The sequence below is a fragment of the Archangium sp. genome, from assembly GCF_045802675.1.
Classification (GTDB): Bacteria; Myxococcota; Myxococcia; order Myxococcales; family Myxococcaceae; genus Archangium.
Genome location: NZ_JBJMQO010000027.1, coordinates 46345 through 65529, shown reverse-complemented (window position 1 = coordinate 65529; position 19185 = coordinate 46345). Strand labels below are relative to the sequence as shown.

Sequence of the window (19185 nt, the reverse complement as noted above, 5' to 3'; positions counted from 1 at the left end):
CCTCACGCCCGGGCTCCGGGACATATCCCTATCAGACTCACCCACCCGTCATGGTCGAGAGCTCCAGGTTCGCGGCCAGCACCGTCACCGTCATGCCCTCCAGCCTCACCTGCTCGCCGGGCCCGGGCGGGAACCACGGGCCTCGTAGCCCGGGAGTGCGGAGGGTTTCCTCCCAGGCTCCATCCGCTGCACGGCCTCCTTCAAGAGGGAGGGCACATCCAGAACGAGCCCCACGCGCCCATCGTCGAGAAGGGTGGAGCCGGACACACCTGGCGGGTGGCGGAAGAGCCGGTCCAGCGGTTTGAGGACGCACTGGCCCTCGCCATACAGCTCGTCCACCACCAGCCCGGCGAGGCCCTCGCCGTGCCCCAGCACGACCACGCTCTCGCGCTCCGGCCGAGGGCCCCGCACACCGAGCACCTCACTCAGCCGCAGGTAGGGCAGTGCCTGGCCGCGCAGATCCAGCACGCCGCCACCGGACTGCCCGCGCCGCTCCGCCGGCAGCTCCAGGCACTCCCGCACCGCCTCCAGGGGCAGCACGTAGATCTCCTCGCCCACGCCCACGGTGAAACCCTGGATGCTGGCCAGCGTCAGCGGTACTCGCAGCGTCACCGTGGTGCCTCGTCCCTCCTCGCCGCGCAGCGTCACCGTGCCCCGCAGGGCCCCCACGCCGCGGCGCACCACGTCCATGCCCATCCCGCGTCCGGACACCTCCGTCACCGCCTCCGCGGTGGACAGCCCCGGCAGGAAGACGAGCTCCGCCAACTCCTCCGCCGTCATCCGCCCGGCGTCGTGCCCCAGCGCGCGAGCCTTCTCCCGCAGCCGCTCGTACCGCGGGCCCTGGCCGTCGTCGGAGAGCTGCACCACCAGCATCCCCGGCTCGTGGAAGGCGCGCAGCACCAGGGTCCCATGAGGCTCCTTGCCCGCCTCGCGCCGTGCCTCCGGCAGCTCCAGTCCGTGGTCCACCGCGTTACGCACCAGGTGCAGCAGCGGCTCGCGCAACCCCTCCACCAGCGCGGTGTCCACCTCCACGTCCTCTCCCTCCAACACCAGCCGCGCCCGCTTGTGCTGGGCTCCTGTCAGCTCCCTCACCGCACGCAGGTTCTGCCGGAAGAGTGGACCCACCGGCACCATCCGCACCCGCTTCACCTCCTCCTGCAGCTCCAGGTGCAGCCGCTCCGCCTCGAGGTGTACCGCCAGGGCCTCCGCGGCCGTGCTCTTCGCCAGCACCTGCGTGAGCCGCCCTCGGGCACTGGCCAGCTCGTTGGTGAGGTTGGCGATGCGGTCCAGCTTCTCCACGTCCACCCGGAGCGAGCGCACGCGGCGGACCTCCTCCGGGGCTCCTTCGACTCCCACCGGCACCGCCAGTCCGGGCGCTCCCAACTGCTCCAGCAACCGCCGGGCGCCTGGCGGCATGCGCTCCTCTCCGGAGACCGCGGCCGCCGCCAGTCCGCGCAGGTGGTCCACCGCGCTCAACAGCAGCGTCACCAGTTCCCCGGTCGCCAGCCTCCGCCGCTCCACCAGCGCCTCCAGCACGTCCTCCACGCGATGAACGAAGTCGGTGAGGATCGGGAACCCCAGCGCCAGCGCCAGGCCCTTCAGCGTGTGCGCCCCGCGGAAGACGGTCCGCAGCGGCTCTTCCCGCGGGTGGGCCTCGAAGGACAGCAGCTCCGCCTCCATCTCGGCGAGCAGCTCCTCTGTCTCCGACCTGAAGGATTCGATGATGAGCTCACGCTCACTCTGCATGTGGCCCTCTGGAGCCCTCTGTCAGCGACGGCCCGGCGGTCTGGCAACGGGCACGGTGGAGGGCCAGGCTTCCTTGCGTCTCCAGCAGCTCGAAGAGGCCAGGGTCCGTCGCCTCGATGAGGTGCTCCGGGTGCTCTGGCATGGCGGGGGCGCCCCCCTGCTCGTCTCGTTGCATCCGCGCTCTCCTCCGCGCTACTGGCTGAGATACCGCTCGAGCTTGTTCAACAACTCATTGTCATTGAAGGGTTTGGTGATGTAGTCGGAGCAGCCACTCTCGTAACCCCGCTGCACGTTCTGGGGCTCGCCGCGGGTGGTGACCATGATGATGGGGATGTGGCGCGTACTCTCGTGCGCGCGCAACTCCTGGCAGGCGGCGAAGCCATCCATGTGCGGCATGAGGACATCCATGAAGATGATGTCCGGGCGCTCGGAGAGGGCCCTGTCGATGGCATCCTGCCCATCGCGTGCGGTGAGCACCTCGTAGCCACGGTCGGCCAGTAGCAGCTGGTGCATCAACAGGACTGTCCGTGAATCATCGACGAGGAGGATCTTCTTCTTTTGAGACATGGGCTCTCCGACAGTTACTCGCGAGCTGCGGCCGCATCGGCCTGGGGCCGCAACGCATCCGAGGAGTCTCGCGGGCCCTCCTCGAGAGGCGGCGATGCCGGGGGTTGGACGGAGCTCTCCGCTGGGGGCAGCAGGGCCGCGGCCGACAGCACCTCCTCGCTGCCGAGCACCTTGTCGAGGTCCAGCAACAGGACGAACTTGCGCCCCGCATCCGACCGGACCATGCCCAGCAGGTAGTTCACCTTCACCGGCGTGCCGAAGCCCGGCGGCGGCGCCACCTCCCCGGCCGCCAGCTCGATGACCTGGCCGATGGAGTCCACGAGCAGCCCCAGCACCACCCGCTCGCCACCGAGCGTCACCTCCACCACCACGATGCAGCTCCACCGGCTGAGGGTGGCCGGCGGCATGCCCAACCTCACCGACAGGTCGATGACGGGCACCACGCTCCCGCGGAGGTTGCACACCCCGCACACCCACGCGGGTACGCCTGGGATTCGGGTGACGGTGTCGTACTCGATGATCTCCCGGGCCTGCAGGATGCCGAGGGCGTACTCCTCCCCGGCGAGGAAGAAACTGAGGTACTGCGTGGGCGCGGTAGGAGTGTTCTCGCTCATGGTCACACCTGGAAGCGCTTGAACTCACGGTCCTCGCCCGTGAGCGGGGCCTGGCCGGCGGGACGGGGAGCGGGAGCCTCGGGGCCGTGGGCGTTCGCCGCGGCCCCGAGCGCGTGCGCCATGGACGGCGCCTGCCCATGGAGTGCTCCTCCCGCCCGGGGAGGGGGCCGCATGCGAACGCCGCGCTCGTGGCCGTCCTCCACGCGGAAGTAGGACACCAGCTGGGTGAGCGCCTCCGCCTGGGCGGATAGCTCCTCGGCGGTGGTGGCCAGCTCCTCGGCGGACGAGGCGTTGCGCTGCGTCACCTGATCCACGTGCAGCATGGCCTTGTTCATCTGGACGACCCCGTCGGCCTGCTCGTTGGAGGCGGCCACCACCTCCTGCACCAGGTCCGCTGTCTTGCGGATGGCGGGCACCAGCTCTTCCAGCAACTGCCCCGAGCGCGTGGCCACCTTCACGCTGCTCGTCGCCAGCCCGCTGATCTCCTTCGCCGCCGTCCGGCTGCGCTCGGCCAGCTTGCGCACCTCGGTGGCCACCACCGCGAAGCCCCTGCCGTGCTCCCCCGCCCTGGCCGCTTCGATCGCCGCGTTGAGCGCCAGCAGGTTCGTCTGGTAGGCAATCTCCTCGATGATGGAGACCTTCTCCGCGATGGAGCCCATGGCCACCACCGTCTGCGTCACCGCCCGGCCACTCTCCTCGGCATCCCTGGCGCCCTTCACGGCCATCTGCTCCATCTGCCGGCTGTGGTCCCGGTTCTGGGTGATGGTGGCCGTCATCTGCTCCAGGCTGGAGGTGGTCTCCTCCACGCTGCTGGCCTGCTCGCCGGTGCCCTGCGAGAGGCTCTGCGAGGAAGCCGACACCTGCACCGAGGCCGCGCTGAGCGTGGCGGCCCCCAGACGCACCTCCGCCATCGTTTCGGAGAGCTTCCTCACCATCTCCTTCAGGGCGAAGAGGAGGCTCGTCCTGTCGTTCGCCTTCGTCTCCACCTTCACGGTGAGGTCTCCGTTCGCCACCCTGTGCACCATCTCCGCCGCGTATCCCGGCTCCCCGCCGAGCTGCTGCGAGATCACCACCGTCGTGAGCAGTCCGCTCCCAAATGCGATGACGGTGGCGGCGAGGATGAAGCCCAGGACGAACCGCCTGAGCTCCTCGTACGACGCATTGGACTGCTCCACGAACCGTTCCATCGCCGCGAACTTGTGCGTCTCGAGCTCCTTGATGACCTCCTCGATCTGGTTCTCGACCGCGCGGACCTCCTTCACACCCGCATCGACGTAGAGATCCTTGCTCGTGGCGAGCAACCCGGGCAGCCGCCCGCTCGCGGAGAGCTGCACGACGTCCTGCTGCTCGCTCCGGAGCTGAACCAGGAGCTTCTCCACCTCCGCGGCCTTGAGCTGCTGGACCGGATCCGAGCCGGGGATCGTCCGCCGGTATGCCTCGAATGACTTCTCGAACTGCGTCCGGCTCGTCTCGAGCTCCTCGGTCCGATTCGCGAGCCGCGCCGTGCCCACATCCAGCACCATGTTGCGAACGGTGCGGGACATGTGGAGCATGTGCACGTCCGCCTCGAGCAGCTTCACGACGCCGAGCGCGTGTTGCTCGTGTATCTCTTTGAGGCTCGCGTCTGTCTGCGCCATGGCACGCAGGCCCTGCATGCCGACGAACACGACCAGCACGGCGAGCAGCCCGAATCCGAGCGTGAGCTTCGTGACAACCTTCAAGTTGCGGAACCAGTTCACTGTGACTTCACCCTTTGGTTGGCGCGCGGAGCCCGCGTGGCAACGCGGCCACCACCGCCGGCACCGGCCCCAGGAGCCTTCCCCGAGGAGCCTTCGTGGAAGCCCTGCTCATCCCGCATCAAGCATCACACGGGCCCCTCTCGATGAGAATGGATCGGGCGAGCGGGGGACCAGCCGCCACCCCGGCCTCTCCTGGGGCCAGGCGGGCATGCTCTTGCCGAGAGAACTGTCTGGGCTCCAAGCAAAGGGGGGAGCCAGCTCCTGAGAGCCAGCCTGGAGGATGGCGTCGAAAGTCCTCCGCGAGTGGCCCTTCCAACCCGGGAGGCGGCTCGAAGTTGCGCGCGAAACGTAAAAAAGGTGACCCGCCCTGGAAGAGGAGCCCCGACGCGAGGCCGCTCTGTTGACGAATCGAAGCTGCTGAGCCGCGCGTCATCATCGGGCTGGGACGACACGGGATTGCTCCTGTAGCGTCATTCGCGAAAGGAGCATTCCCCATTGGCCCCCACCGATGATGACTCCGATTCCAATCCCATTCTGCCCAGGCTCAGCCGCCGCGCCTTCTTCACCGGCGCGGGTGCTTCCGCGCTGACAGCCACCCTGGCCCGGTCCGTCGCGGAAGCGGCACCCGCCTCTGCGGCTGTCGTGGGCCCCGAGCCCGTCCCGCTCTCCCTCTCCATCAACGGCCGCACCGTGACCGTGCAGGCCGACCCGTCCACGACGCTGGCCGAGCTCCTGCGCAACCCGCTCGAGCTGACGGGGACGAAGGTTGGCTGTGACCGCGGGGCCTGCTCGGCCTGCACCGTCTGGCTCGATGGCGAGGTCGCCGCGAGCTGCATGACGCTCGCCTTCGACGCCCGCGGCCGCAAGGTCACCACCATCGAGGGACTCGCCCAGGGTGACGAGCTCCACCCCGTGCAGCGCGCCTTCGTGGAGAACGACGCCATGCAGTGCGGGTTCTGCACGCCCGGCATGGTGATGAGCTGCGCCGCCCTGGTCGAGCGAAATCCCCAATGCACGCTCGATGACGTGAAGCAGGCCGTCAGCGGTCATCTCTGCCGGTGCGGCACCTATCCCAACGTCTTCAAGGCGACCCTGGCCGCGGCCAAGGGAGGCGGCAAGGCAAAGGGGAACAGCTGATGCAAGACGTCAAGGACACCACGGGGACCCAGGGCTCGGCCAAACCCGCCGAGGGACAGAAGGAACCGCAAGGGGGCCAGCCAGCGCCGCCGCCCAATCCGGGGCCCTCGAGGCAGCAGGTCCTCCCGTATGGGATTGTCGGCGAGGGACTCAAAGAGGTCACCCGCCGGGTGCCCCTCGACGAGCCGCCGCCCCTGCCCGAGAACGCGAAGCTCAAGTCCATTGGCAAACCGGTCTCGCGACTGGACGCCGTCGAGAAGGTCACCGGCAGGGCCCGCTACACCTTCGACGTGCAGCTTCCCGGAATGCTGTGGGGCCGGCGCCTCGTCTCGCCGCTGCCCCATGCGCGCATCAAGTCCATCGACACCTCGGCGGCCGAGCGCTACCCGGGAGTCCGAGCCGTTCACCTCCTCGAGCGCGTGCTCTCCACCGCGCAGTTGCGCGACCCCAACGCGGAGAAGGGCAATCGCTACCCCACCGTCCGCTACGCGGGTCAGCCCATCGCCGCGGTGGCCGCCGACAACCCCCGCGCCGCCGAGGCCGCGGTGAAGCTCATCAAGGTGGAGTACGAGCCCCTGCCCCATGTGACAGGGCTCGAGGAGGCGATGAAGGAGAACGCGCCCCGCGTCTTTCCCGGCCCCACCGAGCAGCCGTCGACCGCGGGAGGAGGAGGCGCGCCCCCGGGCCTTCCCCAGAAGGGCAACGTGCGCGGCCCTGACACCAAACCCCGGGGCCAGGGCCCGCGCGGGGATGTCGCCCAGGGACTTCGTGACTCCGACGTGGTCGTCGAGGCGGAGTACCGCACCCAGGTGCAGACCCATGTGCCCATGGAAACGCATGGGCTCGTCGCCGATTGGCGGGACGATGGGCTCACGCTCTACGCCTCCACCCAGCACCTCGGCAGCGTCCGGGATGAAGCGGCCGAGCTCTTCGAGCTGCCGAAGGGGAAGATCCGGGTGGTCAGCGACTTCACCGGAGGCGGCTTCGGCGCGAAGTATGGGATTGGCAATTACGGGCTGCTCGCCATCCACCTGTCGCGCAAGGCCAGGGCGCCGGTGCGGATGATGATGGACCGCCGGGAGGAGCACGTGTCGGGCGGCAATCGTCCGAACAGCATTCAACGGCTCAAGCTGGGCGCGAAGCGCGACGGCACCCTCACGGCCATCCAACTCGAGGCCTACGGCGGCGGCGGTGTGGCCGGTGGCGCGGGCGTCGGCTTCTGCCATTCCACGCTCTACGCGTGCCAGAACGTGCAGGTGGAGCAATACGACGTCTTCACCAATACCGGCCCCTGCGCCGCCTTCCGGGCGCCCGGCCAGGTGCAGGGCATCTTCGCCCTGGAGCAATCCGTCGACGAGCTGGCGGAGAAGCTTGGGATGGATCCCCTCGCGCTCCGGGGAAGGATAGACATCTCGGGGACGGATGATTCCCTCGCCCGCGCCCATGAACGCCGGCTCGGCGCCGAGCGCGTCGGCTGGAGCAAACGCAAGCCCGCGGGCTCCGACAAGGGACCCATCAAGCGGGGAGTGGGCTTCGCCCAGTCCCAGTGGCTCTACCTGATCCATCCGAACACCGCGTGCGAGGTGCGTGTGTCGGGAGACGGCTCCGTCGAGGCCTTCTGCGCGACGCAGGACATCGGCACGGGGACGCGGACCATCCTGGCGCAGGTGGTGGCCGAGGAGTTCGGCCTGCGCGCCGAGGACATTGGCTCCCATATCGGAGACAGCCGCTATCCGGCGGGGCCTGCGTCGGGTGGCAGCCGCGTCACCAGTACCCTGACGCCCGCCGCGCGCAACGCCGCGTACCGCTGTGTCCGGGAGCTGGCCACCCGGGTCGCCCCCCTGTTCAACGCGAACGCGGACGACCTCGTCTTCGCCGACGGCAAGGTGATGGTGAAGGGCAAGGCCTCCTCCGCGATGCCCTTCCGCGAGGCGGTGAAGAAGGCCGGCATCGGGGAGATCTCCCACCGGGCCGAGCGCCGTGACGACTACGAAGGCTTCGCGATGAAGACGCCGCAGATCGCCATCAGCAAGCATGGCATCGGGGGCGTGCAGTTCGCCGAGGTCGCGGTCGACACCGAGACGGGCATCGTCAAGGTGGAGCGCATCGTCGCGGTGCACGACTGCGGGCGCCCCATCAACCCCAAGCTCACCGAGAGTCAAATCTACGGAGGCGTGATTCAGGGCATGAGCTATGCCCTCTACGAGGAGCGGCACCTGGACGCGGCGAGCGGACACCAGCTCAATGCCAACGTGGACCAGTACAAGATCGTCGGTTCACGCGAGGTGCCCCACATCGAGGTCATCCTGCTCGAGCAGCTCGGGGCGCAGTCGTCGACGGATGCGCGCGGAGTCGCCGAGCCCGCCAATGTGGCGACGGCGGCGGCGGTGGCCAATGCCTTCTACAACGCGACGGGCAAGCGCATTCGCACGCTCCCGATGACGCCCGCGAACGTGCTCGCGGCGCTGCGCGGCTGAGACCAACCGGAGGATTCATGCAGAGCTTCGAATGGGTGGACGCTGAATCCGTGGAGCAGGCCGTCTCGCTGCTGGGCGAAGGCAACGAGCGCCAGCCTGTTTTCGCGAAGGCCGGCGGAATGGACCTGCTGGACCTGATGAAGAATGGCGTGGTGGCGCCCCACCGGGTGGTCAATCTCAAGACCATCAAGGGACTGGACGGGGTGCGCTTCGACGCGAAACAGGGCCTGGAGCTCGGCGCGCTGGTGACGCTGGCCCGGCTGTCGCGGGAGCCCGAGGTGCGCCGCCGTTACGTGGCGCTCGCGGATGCGGCGGAGCACGCCGCGACCCCGCAGGTCCGCAATGCCGCCACGATGGGGGGCAACCTGCTCCAGCGGCCCCGCTGCTGGTACTTCCGCAACGACTTCTTCCACCAGGCCGGCGGTGACGACGCCGAGCGGGTGCGCGCGGGCGAGAACCAGTACCACGCCATCTTCGACAACCAGCGCACGGTGATGGTGCACGCCTCCACGCCAGCCACGGCCCTGCTGGCCTATGGGGCCTCGGTCGAGCTGACCGGCCCCGGGGGCAAGACGCGGATGGTGCCCGTGTCCGACTTCCTGCTGCCGCCGGATGCGAAGCGGTGGACCGACACGGTCATCGCACCGAACGAACTGCTGACGCGCGTGCGCCTCCCCGCGTTGGGGGCGGGAACGAAGGCGGCCTACCACAAGCAGGGCGAGCGGGAGAGCTACGACTGGCCCATCTGCGACGTCGCGGTGGTGCTGCGGATGGAGGGCAAGGTCATCCGTCAGGCGGCGATCGCCATGGGCTGGGTCGCGCCCACGCCCCGGCGCGCGGCGGAGGCGGAGAAGCTCCTCGTGGGGAAGACGCTGGATGAGGGGCTCGCACGGCAGGTGGCGAAGGCCGCCGTGAGTGGGGCCACACCGCTGTCGAAGAACGCCTACAAGGTCCCGGTCCTCGAAACGGTGGTCCGCAGGACGGTGCTCGCCGCGGCGGCGGCCTGAGGAAGCGCATGGACTCGAGCAGCGAGCAGAAGCCCCCCCACGTCTGCCGGAGGATGCGTTCGAAGGGAACGCCCGGCGTCCGGTACGACGCGGCGGTGGACTGGGAGACGGGTTACGTCTCGACCGCGACGTTCTGGTGCGTCGCGACGGGAGAGAGCATCGGGCCCGATGACGACCTGGTGCACCCGCACTCCTGCGGAGAGGGCCGCGTGTGCTTCCGCGTCCCCTCCGAGGAGCCACCGGAAGGCTCACGCGTCCTGGAGTGATTCACGCGCGCTTCAGCGAGGCCTGGTACGCCTCGATCTTCGGCAGCAGGACCTGCCGTCGCGCCAGGCTCTCCGCGGGCCAGAGCTTCTCGCGCTCGTAGTACACGGGGAAGGCGGCGGCGCCTGGCGGAATCACCACCCAGGGCTGCTTGGACGCCGTGAAGATGTGGACGTCCGGAGGCAGATGGCTGGGCTCATCGAGCGTCCCGACGCGCACGAAGCTCACGAGCGTCCCGGCGCTGGAGTAGTGGCTCCAGACCGCGACGCGGCACTCGGGGCAGCGGGCAATGCGCTGGCCCTGACCACTCTCCGAGGGGGTGAGGACGAGCTCCGGCGGGGCGCCCAGGTTCGTCACCCGATCGGACTCGATCATGGCATTGAGCGCGAAGGAGGCGCCCGACTCCCGCTGACACCAGCGGCAGTGACAGCAATGCACGAAGAGCGGTCGCGTCTCGATGCGGTAGCGGAGGAGGCGGCAATCACAGCCGCCTTCCAGCGGGAACGGCGAGGTGTCGGTCATGGGGGAGCCCTGCGCGAATCGGAGGTGGCCGCGCATCGTACCCACCGCGCGCCCCGCGACAAGCGCGGCACCGACTGGCGCGCGAGCGGCCACCGATTCGTGAATCCAGGGGAGCGGACCCGTGAGGAGGACCCGCTCCCTGGAGCCGGGCTCAGTGCGAGGAGAGCAGCGGCCGGTCGAGGCGGCGAATCAGGCACGACTGGTTGGCGGTGCTGTCCAGGGTCTGGGCGCGGTCGCGGATCTCATAGAAGCTGCGCACCGTGCCGCTCACCGGATCCGTGACGTTGTAGGGGGTGAGCGGGTTGCTCATGCCCGTGGCCAGGAAGGGCGAGAGCGCGCCCGTGGGGCCCACGTGCGTGAAGCCGGTGTTCGTCTCACGCGCATGGCAGCCATTGCAGGTGTTCAACGAGAACTTGTGCCGCACGTTGATGCCATTGGGCACCGTGGACAGGTTGGGCGCGTTCCAGAAGAAGCCGGTGGTGGGCATCTGCGGCCAGGCGCCCAGGAAGTTGGTGGTGACGCCGTAGTCCAGGGGCACGTCGTGGGTGCCCGCCAGGATGGCCGCGTTGTTGGCGGGATTGGCCAGGAAGCTGGTGAGCGTGGGGGTGTTGTTGAACATGTCGAAGGGGGTGCGCACGGTGACGTGCTCGCTCAGGTAGCCCGGCACCGAGGTGGTGGTGAACTCGCGTGGATTGGCCGCCGTCGAGAAGATGCGGAACTCGCGCATCTCCCAGGGGCTGGCGAGCAGGACCTCGTTGGTCCGCACCTGGTTGATGGCGCTGCCGTTGGGCTTGCTCGGCGCGGCGTTGCGCAGCACGACCGGCTCGGTGAGGCTCTCGAGCTGCGAGTTGTAGGCGGCGCTGCCGAGGATGAGCGACGAGTTGGACAGGCCGAGCCAGGACTGGGCCCACGCCTTCACCTGGAAGCAGTCGGTGCGCGGCACGCCGAACTCGAAGATGACCTCGAAGGAGTTGTAGGGCCTCACGCACGTCGTCGAGTTCATCACCGTGAAGACGAAGCGCAGCTCGCCCGCGCCGCTGGTGCCGTAGGGGCCGCCCTTGCCCCGGCCCAGATCCAACCGGTTGATGATGGCCACCAGCTTGAAGGGCGAGCGGTCCAAATCCAGCTCACCGGTGCTCAGCCGCGGCCAGGCATTGAGGATCTGCGTGGCCATGTTCGTGCGCGCCGGCACGCTGCGCCCGTTGACGGTCTGGGTGGTCAACCACTGCTTCAGCCAGCGATCGGTGAAGGCCGGAGGCGTGGCCGCGGTGTTGGCCATCTCCGTCATCAGGTGCTTGAACGTCCACACGCCGTTCGGGTTGCCCGTGCCCGTGCACGGATTCCAGGTGCGGGTGGGGTCTCCGACGACGGAGGGGTCGGTGATGATGAGGGACTTGTTGGGGGCGACGGCCTGGGAGATGCCCACGGGCGTCAGGGGAATGGTCTGGCCCGGCACGAAGATGTCCGGCGACAGGGGCACGAGCGGGGTCTCCTTCACCAGCACGCGATCATCGATGGTGGCGAAGGTGAGCGGATCGGCGGACTGCATCTGGAAGGAGGCGATGCGCTCCTGCGTCTTGAGGTGCTCGTCGAGGTTCACGACGCCAAAGCCGGAGAAGAGGCCGTCACCCGCCTTCTCGTCTCCGTTGAGGCCGTCGTCGCGCAGCGTCAGCTCCTTGCCATCGTCGCCCGTGAGCTGGAGCAGCTCGGCGCGCTCGCCCTCGGCCAGCTTCGCCCGAAGGAGTCCGGGCGTGGCGGACGAGGTCTTGTCGGAGGGAACGAACTCCAGACTCTCCAGCACGGGGAGGCGCTGCGGAGCGGGTTCTTCGGTCAGGGCCCGCGCCTGGCTCTCCACGGGCTGCTGCGCCGGGTCCGCGCCGCAACCGCTCATCAGCCAGCTCACCAGCAGGCCTCCCGCCAGTGTGCCTACGCCCCTCTTCGTCATACGCTTGCCGTGTCTCATGTGTGTATGCCCCTGAATCGTGGAATCGCCTATTCTTTATCAAAGATAGACGTTCATTAAAAGAAGGCATAACAGGATTATTTGTGTGGCCTTACGAGCTACAAACGACCCGGATGGCAGGGAGTGACAGGCCCTTCATGAGGGTAAGCGCGTGGAATTCCAGGGGCGGTGCCGGGCTGTGGCTTGTCAGGCTACAACTCGTGGCGGAGGCGGCCCGAGCCCGTAGCCTGACAAGCCACAACGGGGAGTCCTCAATACCGGGACAGGTAGGCGCGGGAGTTGCTGTCGCTCGCGCCGTAGTTCCAATAGACCTTGTCCGCCGCGCCGCTCCCGTCGAGGTCGGCGAAGAAGTACTGGGTGTTGGAGGACTGGCTCCAGCCCGTGTTGTCCATGAGGGGCGCGCCCGCGAACCCCGTGGCCGAGCCGAGGTAGATCTGCAGGCGGCCCTCGCGGTAGTCCGGGCGCCAGAAGATCTTGTCGGCGTTGCCATCGCCGTTCACATCCGTGAAGTAGAGGCGCGTCTCGGGCACGCCGCTCGAGCCCCCCGTGTGGATGCTCAGGAGGGTGAACGTGCCGTTGCCGTTGGAGGCGTAGATGCGCGTGCGCCCCGACTCCGCCGCCGGATCCCAGACAATCTTGTCGGCGCGGCCATCACCGGTGACGTCCGCGAAGTACATGTGCGCGTCGCTGTTCGTGCTGCTCCCGGCGTCCGTGTTCGAGTTCGACCAGGTGAAGGTGCCATCACAGTTCGACAGGTAGACCCGCGCATGGCCCGAGTCGAAGGTCGGGTTCCAATACACCTTGTCCGCGCACTTATCGCCCGTCAGGTCCGCGAAGTAGAAGGTGGTCGCACTGGACTCGCTCCCGCCACTGTCGTTCGAGTTCGACCAGGTGAAGTTGCCATCACAGTTCGACAGGTAGACCCGCGTGTGGCCCGTGTCGAAGGTGGGGTTCCAGTAGATCTTGTCCGCGCACGCATCCCCATTCACATCCGCGAAGTAGAAGGTGGTGGCGCTGGAGGCGCTGGTGCCGCTGTCGTTCACGACCCCGGCGGCGAACGTGCCATTGCAATTGGAGCGGAAGACCTGGGTCGCTCCGCCGAGCAGCGTGGGATTCCAGGCGATCTTGTCCGCGCAGCCGTCACCCGTCACGTCGGCGAAGTAGAAATGCGTGCTCGCCGAGCTCCCCGTGCCGTGCGCATCCACCGTCGAGCCCGACTGGAACACCGCGGGCCGGACGGTCGCCGTGATGGCGAAGTGATCGGACGGGCTGATGCCATCGTACGTGCTCGTGTCGATGGCGTAGTCCGACGTCGTCATGTCGCCGCCGCTCACGAAGATGTAGTCGAGCCGCTGGGAGTTCGTGCTCGGGCTCTTCCAGGCGCTGTTGAAGGTCGCGGTGCTGTCGGTCGTGTCGCCGGTGTGCCGCTCCGAGCGGAACAGCGCGGGAGAGCCCCCGGACTCGATCAACGAGACGGAGTCGTCGCCCGCCCAGCTCGGGTTCTGCGGATCGGAGTTGAAGTCCCCGAACACGATGACCGAGCGGCCCAGAGACTTCTCGGTGATGACGGCGCGGATCTGCTCGGCGTTCTTCTGGCGCGCCAGGCCGCAGGAGCCGCCATGGGCGGGGTGCGAGTTCACCACGAAGTACTGGCGGCCCGAGAGCTTGTCATCGAGCTTGATCCACGACGCGGTCCGCCCGGAGGCATTCGGATAGCACGCATCCGACGAGGCATACGGATTGGTGATGCTGAAGTAGCCCTGCACGTCGGTGCCGGCGGCCAGCTGGAAGCGGCTCCGGCGATAGAAGATCATCTTCGGGCTTCCGTTGGGCGGCTTGTAATAGTCGTAGCTGGCCTGGAAGGCATTGATGAGGTCATTTTGAATGACCGTGGCCGAGGCCTCCTGCACCCCGAAGAGGTCCGGGTTGCGCGCGGAGATGAGCTTGATGACGTCCGGGCTGCGCTGCGTCCAGGTGTAGAGGCCCGTGTCCTCCGCGTTCACCTGCCGGACGTTGTAGGTCAGGACCTTGAAGGGCTGGTGGTCCACCGCCGCCAGCGTCACGGCCGACTCGTGCTCGGCGAGCTCGCGCAGCCGGTCATCGTCCAGATTCGTGGGTCCACAGCTCGACCCCAGCAGGGTCAGGGCCATCAGCAAGGGCCCCCGAAGGGCACCGCGCGGCCAGCTCGTCTCGATGGTCATGGATTACTCCCGTTATACCGAAAATTCCGGTTTCACCATGATGAGGGGCCAACTCCCCCGGCGTCTCGAAAAAACGACGGCTTCCCGAGCGCGGAGCCGCCCGGGTCGTGGATAGTGGCGCGGAAAGGACTCCCCATGACCTCCCTCGATGACCTCTTCCCCTCGGACGAACAGATTCCCGCCAGCGTGCGGCTGCCCGGGTATCTCGAGCAGCGCGAGTACCTCGTGGGAGGCAAGCTCCGCCTCTGGGAGGGCGAGCTCAACCCGGTGCGCAGCCCCGTCTCCGTGAAGACGCCCCAGGGCCTGGAGCCCAAGGTGATTGGCGCCACGCCGCTGCTCACCTCGCGGGAGTCGCTCGAGGCGCTCGAGGCCGCGGTGAAGGCCTACGACCACGGCCGCGGCGTCTGGCCGACCATGCGCGTGGCCGAGCGCATCGAGCACGTCGAGCGCTTCCTCGGGGCCATGCGCGCGCAGCGCACCGCGGTGGTGAACCTGCTGATGTGGGAGATCGGCAAGACCCAGCCGGATTCCGAGAAGGAGTTCGACCGCACGGTGGACCTCATCGCCGAGACGATCCGCGCGCTCAAGGAGCTCGACCGCACCTCGTCCCGCTTCGTGCAGGAGCAGGGCATCATGGCGCAGATCCGCCGGGCACCCATCGGCGTGGCGCTGTGCATGGGCCCGTACAACTACCCGCTCAACGAGACCTTCAGCACGCTCTTCCCCGCCCTGCTCATGGGCAACGCGGTCGTCTTCAAGCCGGCGAAGTTCGGCGTGCTGCTCATCCGCCCGCTGCTGGAGGCCTTCCGCGACTGCTTCCCGCCGGGCGTCATCAACATCATCTACGGCCGGGGCCGCGAGACGGTCGGCGCGCTGATGGAGAGCGGCCAGGTGGACATCTTCGCCTTCATCGGCACCAACCGGGGCGCCAGCGAGCTCAAGCGGATGCACCCGCGGCCGCACCGCCTCAAGTCCGTGCTCGGGCTGGATGCGAAGAACCCGGCCATCATCCTCGAGGACGCGGACCTCGAGAACACGGTGAAGGAGTGCATCACCGGCACGCTGTCCTTCAACGGGCAGCGGTGCACGGCGCTCAAGCTGCTCATGGTGCACCGGCGCATCGTCGAGCCGTTCCTGGAGCGCTTCACCGCCGCGGTGGACCGCCTGAAGCCTGGCATGCCCTGGGACCTGGGCGCAGCCATCACCCCCCTGCCCGAGCCTGGAAAGACAGACTACCTGAAGGGCCTGGTCGACGACGCCGTGGCGAAGGGGGCCTGCGTCGTCAATCCGCTCGGTGGGCGGACGAGCCAGTCTTTCTACTCGCCCGCCGTGGTGTACCCGGTGACGGGCGAGATGCGCCTGGCCAACGAGGAGCAGTTCGGCCCGGTGATTCCGGTGATGGTGTTCGACGAGGACGAGGAGGTCGTGCGCTTCGTCGTCAACTCCCACTTCGGCCAGCAGTTGAGCCTCTTCGGCAAGGACTCGGCGCGTATCGGGCGGTTCGTCGACGCGTTCGCCAACCAGGTGGGCCGCATCAACCTCAATTGCCAGTGCCAGCGCGGGCCGGACACGTTCCCCTTCAATGGCCGCAAGGACTCCGCCGAGGGCACGCTGTCGGTGGCGGATGCGCTGCGGGTGTTCTCGATTCGCACCCTCGTCGCGGCGAAGACGACCCCCGAGAACACCACGCTCGTGCAATCCATCCTCACCCGCCGCGAGTCGGACTTCCTCACCACCGACTTCCTCTTCTGACCCTCCATGCGGACGGCGCTCATTCCCCTGCTGGCGCTCCCTGACTTCCCGCTCTCCGAGCATGAGCCCCTGGCCCAGGGCTTCCTCGCGCTCGGGTTGTGGAGCTTCGTGGACGCGGCGCGGGATGTCTGGCAACTCCCCTATGGGCGCAACTCGGACCGGGCGGACTTCCGCCTCGTCCTGCCGGAAGGGCGAGGCACCTGCAGCACCAAGCACGAGCCGCTCTTCGACGCCCCCTGGGGTGACCTGTTCGGGGTGGTGAGCGACGAGCTCGGCATCAACTGGATGTTCAACAGCTCCCGGGTCAAGAAGGCCTGACGAAGTCTCGCCAGGAACCGCCGCCCGTCAGGCCCTCGGAACAACCCCGAGGGCCACGGTCCGGACCCGGTCCTCAGGAAGTCGGGAAGGGATTGCGCTCGACGAACTGCCGCTGGTGCCAGTAGGGATAGGCGGAGGGCCAGGCGCTGGCCGCGTCGAGCCTCGCCACCTGTGCCGGGGTGAGGTTCCAGCCGATCGCTCCCAGGTTCTGGCGCAGCTGCTCCTCGTTGCGCGCGCCGATGATGACGTTGGCGACCGTGGGCCGCTGCAACAGCCAGTTCAAGGCGATCTGCGGCACCGTCTTGCCCGTCTCCTTCGCCACCTCGTCCAGGGCATCCACTACCCGATAGAGGTATTCCTCGGGAACCTGCGGGCCGCCCGCGGCCGTCGAGGCGTTCTGCAGACGCGTGCCCTCGGGCCGGGGCTGGCCGCGCCGCAGCTTGCCCGTGAGCCGCCCCCACCCGAGTGGGCTCCACACGACGGCGCTGACCTTCTGGTCGAGCCCCAGCGGCATCAGTTCCCACTCGTAGTCGCGTCCGACGAGCGAGTAGTACGCCTGGTGGGCCACGTAGCGCGCCAGGTTGTACCGCTCGGAGATGGCCAGCGACTTCATGAGGTGCCAGCCCGAGAAGTTCGAGCAGCCGAGGTAGCGGATCTTCCCGGCCCGCACGAGGTCGTCGAGCGCGTTGAGCGTCTCCTCGACGGGCGTGACGGCATCGAAGCCATGGAGCTGGAAGAGGTCGATGTAGTCGGTGCCCAGACGGCGCAGGCTCGCCTCGCAGGCGCGGATGAGGTGGTAGCGAGAGGAGCCCACATCGTTGGGGCCGGAGCCCGCGCGGAAGGTGGCCTTGGTGGAGATGATGACGCGCTCGCGGCGGCCCTTGATGGCCTGGCCCAATATCTCCTCGGCGACTCCGCCGGAGTACACGTCGGCCGAGTCGAACATGTTCATCCCGGCCTCGAGCGAGATATCGACGAGCCGGGAGGCCTCCTTCACGTCACTCTCGCCGAAGCCCTTGAAGAACTCGTTGGTGCCACCGAACGTCGCGGTGCCCAGGGAGAGCACGGGGACCTTGAAGCCCGAGCCGCCGAGTTGCCGAAATTCCATGGAGTCGACCCTTTCATCCAGACGCGCGTGCCGAAGGGCACGGTGACACGCGTTCTAGCGAATCGCCGAGGCGGCTCAACAGGCATTCACCCCATGACACACTGCCGAGCAGAGTGCCAGGCTCCGAGGAGGACACAGGGTTGCTCCCTGGCACGGTGAGCACGCGGGTGGTGGGGCGGGACAGGCGGTGGTGCTCTGGGGAATCTGCGCGCTCACGCAGCTCGCCGTGTACGGCGCGGTCGCGCTCGTCAGGGACCAGGCGCGTGGCTGGCTCGAAGCGAGCCCCAAGGCCAGCACCGCGGTCGGGCGGACCCTGGGCGCGCTGATGATGCTCGTGGCGGTGCTCACCGTGCTCAAAGCTTGACCGCCATGCACCAAGCCGGTGAAGTCGGTCCGATGCGGTGGATCTTCTTGCTGAACCTGCTGGTCGCCTCGCTTGCCGCCGGCGCGCCGTCTCGGCCTCCGAAGCGGCGGCCCGTGCCCGTCGCGGAACCGGAGCCGAAGTCGACGCCCACGCCGGCGGCCGGCGAGACTTCTCGAAAGTCCGAGCCCTCGCGTGCCGCGGCTTCGACTCGCGGTCCCCAGCCCATTCGTTACGCGCTCGCCCTCGCGGGGGGCGCATTCTACGGCGGTGGCTCCAACCGCGGTCCGCTCGTGGCGGCGGTGTTCTCGCTCACTCCGCCCATCTGGTCCGGGCGGCTCGTGCTCGAGGCCGAGCTCGACTGGCGGTTCACCCGGTTCGTCGCGACAGTGCCCGACACGGGGACGATGACGTCGGCGTTGCACGGCGTGCCCCTCTATCTGTCGGGCCGGCTGAACGTGCTGCGGCTGGGTCCGGTCGGCCTCGATGCACGTCTGGGCCTCGGTCCCTCCTTCGCGCTGCAGTACCTGGGGAGCTCCTTCTCGCAGTCGACCGTCCGGACCGCGGTGGGGTGGGACGCGCTCGTGGCGCTTCAACTGCGGGTGCCGATTTCCGCCGTCGAGCTGTTCGGCGAGGCACGGTTCGCCTTCGGCGAGGCACCCATTCCGTTCGTGCTCGGGCGCGCGACGGGTCTCCAGGGGACGCTCGGGGTGAGGTACTGGCTGCCATGACACGCGTGTCCATTGGAACGTTCCTGCTGCTGCTCGCATCCGGCTGTCAGGACTGGCCGGATCCGGAGATCCGCGCGGTGTCGCCGCCGCAGATGCCCGCGAGCGAGTACACGCCGATCGAGATATCCGCCGACCTGCCTCTGCCGGCCACGGTCGATTACGAAAAAGGCACGGTCGACGTCTCGACCGCGGTGAAGGCCGAGATCGGCTCGCTCGAGCTCGCGGCGCCGACGTTCATCCGAAAGGGCGTGCTCGCGACGCAGGTGCCGACGCTCCTCGCCCCGGGTTCCTACGACGTCCGGCTCACGCTCTCGGATGGGCGCGTCGCGACGGCGCCGTCGGCGTTCACCGTGCTCGAGGGCCAGTGGCCGGACACCTACACGATTGATCCGATCGACACGCAGGCTCCGTTCGTGCCGTTCACGATTACCGTCCGCGCGCAGGGCGCGAACGCGGCGAGCTTCCACGGCAATGTGCGCTTCGAGTCGGGGCCGGGCGTGAACTTCGGGCCGAAGGTGAGCGACCCGTTCGTCGACGGAGTGCTCACCCAGCAGGTGGTGTTCGGGGCCGCGTCCTCCAGCGCGGTGCTCGTGGTGACGGACCTCGCCGGCCATCGCGTCTCGTCGAACACGTTCCAGCTGCGCTGACTTCACGGTTGTTCTTCACAGAGGGGGGAGT

The 19185-nt window shown here is 68.3% G+C and carries 17 protein-coding genes; 9 read left to right on the top strand and 8 right to left on the bottom strand.

Annotated features, from left to right (window positions below; translation table 11 throughout):
- Positions 1-105 precede the first annotated feature (105 nt).
- From ACJ8AN_RS08425 to ACJ8AN_RS08410, 4 genes are all read right to left on the bottom strand, one after another.
- Positions 106-1746: a chemotaxis protein CheA gene (locus ACJ8AN_RS08425; protein WP_407754741.1), complete on the bottom strand. Its 1641-nt coding sequence runs from the start codon at positions 1744-1746 to the stop codon at positions 106-108.
- A 192-nt stretch (positions 1747-1938) separates the two neighbouring features.
- Positions 1939-2313 (bottom strand): PleD family two-component system response regulator, encoded by a 375-nt coding sequence (locus ACJ8AN_RS08420; protein ID WP_407754740.1) that lies wholly within the window; start codon positions 2311-2313, stop codon positions 1939-1941.
- Positions 2314-2327: 14 nt separating this feature from the next.
- Positions 2328-2927 carry a chemotaxis protein CheW gene (locus ACJ8AN_RS08415; RefSeq protein WP_407754739.1) on the bottom strand — a complete coding sequence of 200 codons (600 nt, stop codon included), beginning with the start codon at positions 2925-2927 and terminating at the stop codon, positions 2328-2330.
- A 2-nt stretch (positions 2928-2929) separates the two neighbouring features.
- Entirely contained in the window at positions 2930-4648 is a 1719-nt protein-coding gene (locus tag ACJ8AN_RS08410) for a methyl-accepting chemotaxis protein (protein ID WP_407754738.1), read from the bottom strand.
- A 513-nt stretch (positions 4649-5161) separates the two neighbouring features.
- Here ACJ8AN_RS08410 and ACJ8AN_RS08405 point away from each other — a divergent pair.
- Genes ACJ8AN_RS08405 through ACJ8AN_RS08390 form a run of 4 tightly spaced genes read left to right on the top strand, consistent with a single transcriptional unit; the run spans position 5162 to position 9553 of the window.
- The gene (locus ACJ8AN_RS08405; protein WP_407754737.1) at positions 5162-5803 is read left to right on the top strand and encodes a (2Fe-2S)-binding protein; all 642 of its coding nucleotides are present in this window, start codon (positions 5162-5164) and stop codon (positions 5801-5803) included.
- Complete coding sequence (locus ACJ8AN_RS08400) at positions 5803-8280, top strand: xanthine dehydrogenase family protein molybdopterin-binding subunit (RefSeq protein WP_407754736.1); 2478 nt, start codon at positions 5803-5805, stop codon at positions 8278-8280. Before ACJ8AN_RS08405 ends, ACJ8AN_RS08400 begins: the two co-directional genes overlap by 1 nt.
- 17 nt (positions 8281-8297) lie before the next feature.
- Complete coding sequence (locus ACJ8AN_RS08395; protein WP_407754735.1) at positions 8298-9287, top strand: FAD binding domain-containing protein; 990 nt, start codon at positions 8298-8300, stop codon at positions 9285-9287.
- Between the two features lie 8 nt (positions 9288-9295).
- Complete coding sequence (locus tag ACJ8AN_RS08390; RefSeq protein WP_407754734.1) at positions 9296-9553, top strand: hypothetical protein; 258 nt, start codon at positions 9296-9298, stop codon at positions 9551-9553.
- Position 9554: 1 nt separating this feature from the next.
- Here ACJ8AN_RS08390 and ACJ8AN_RS08385 read toward each other — a convergent pair whose 3' ends face one another.
- The 3 genes from ACJ8AN_RS08385 to ACJ8AN_RS08375 form a co-directional block, all read right to left on the bottom strand.
- Positions 9555-10073: a GFA family protein gene (locus tag ACJ8AN_RS08385; protein ID WP_407754733.1), complete on the bottom strand. Its 519-nt coding sequence runs from the start codon at positions 10071-10073 to the stop codon at positions 9555-9557.
- Between the two features lie 151 nt (positions 10074-10224).
- On the bottom strand, positions 10225-12018 hold the full coding sequence (locus ACJ8AN_RS08380) for a choice-of-anchor X domain-containing protein (protein WP_407754732.1): 1794 nt from the start codon (positions 12016-12018) through the stop codon (positions 10225-10227).
- A gap of 269 nt (positions 12019-12287) precedes the next feature.
- Complete coding sequence (locus ACJ8AN_RS08375; RefSeq protein ID WP_407754731.1) at positions 12288-14237, bottom strand: FG-GAP-like repeat-containing protein; 1950 nt, start codon at positions 14235-14237, stop codon at positions 12288-12290.
- 135 nt (positions 14238-14372) lie between these two features.
- Here ACJ8AN_RS08375 and ACJ8AN_RS08370 point away from each other — a divergent pair, with 135 nt between their 5' ends.
- Both ACJ8AN_RS08370 and ACJ8AN_RS08365 read left to right on the top strand, forming a co-directional pair.
- Positions 14373-15989, top strand: a complete 1617-nt coding sequence (locus ACJ8AN_RS08370) for an NADP-dependent glyceraldehyde-3-phosphate dehydrogenase (RefSeq protein ID WP_407754730.1) — start codon at positions 14373-14375, stop codon at positions 15987-15989.
- A 6-nt stretch (positions 15990-15995) separates the two neighbouring features.
- Positions 15996-16307 carry a hypothetical protein gene (locus ACJ8AN_RS08365; RefSeq protein WP_407754729.1) on the top strand — a complete coding sequence of 104 codons (312 nt, stop codon included), beginning with the start codon at positions 15996-15998 and terminating at the stop codon, positions 16305-16307.
- A gap of 73 nt (positions 16308-16380) precedes the next feature.
- Here ACJ8AN_RS08365 and ACJ8AN_RS08360 read toward each other — a convergent pair whose 3' ends face one another.
- Positions 16381-17415, bottom strand: coding sequence for an aldo/keto reductase (locus ACJ8AN_RS08360; protein WP_407754728.1), 1035 nt, complete (start codon positions 17413-17415; stop codon positions 16381-16383).
- Positions 17416-17605: 190 nt separating this feature from the next.
- On the opposite strand from ACJ8AN_RS08360, the gene ACJ8AN_RS08355 reads away from it, so the two are divergent.
- Genes ACJ8AN_RS08355 through ACJ8AN_RS08345 form a run of 3 tightly spaced genes read left to right on the top strand, consistent with a single transcriptional unit; the run spans position 17606 to position 19154 of the window.
- Entirely contained in the window at positions 17606-17779 is a 174-nt protein-coding gene (locus ACJ8AN_RS08355) for a hypothetical protein (RefSeq protein ID WP_407754727.1), read from the top strand.
- Between the two features lie 32 nt (positions 17780-17811).
- Positions 17812-18507, top strand: a complete 696-nt coding sequence (locus ACJ8AN_RS08350) for a hypothetical protein (RefSeq protein ID WP_407754726.1) — start codon at positions 17812-17814, stop codon at positions 18505-18507.
- Positions 18504-19154 carry a hypothetical protein gene (locus ACJ8AN_RS08345; protein WP_407754725.1) on the top strand — a complete coding sequence of 217 codons (651 nt, stop codon included), beginning with the start codon at positions 18504-18506 and terminating at the stop codon, positions 19152-19154. The genes ACJ8AN_RS08350 and ACJ8AN_RS08345 overlap by 4 nt, the downstream gene beginning before the upstream one ends.
- The last annotated feature ends 31 nt before the right edge of the window (positions 19155-19185 follow it).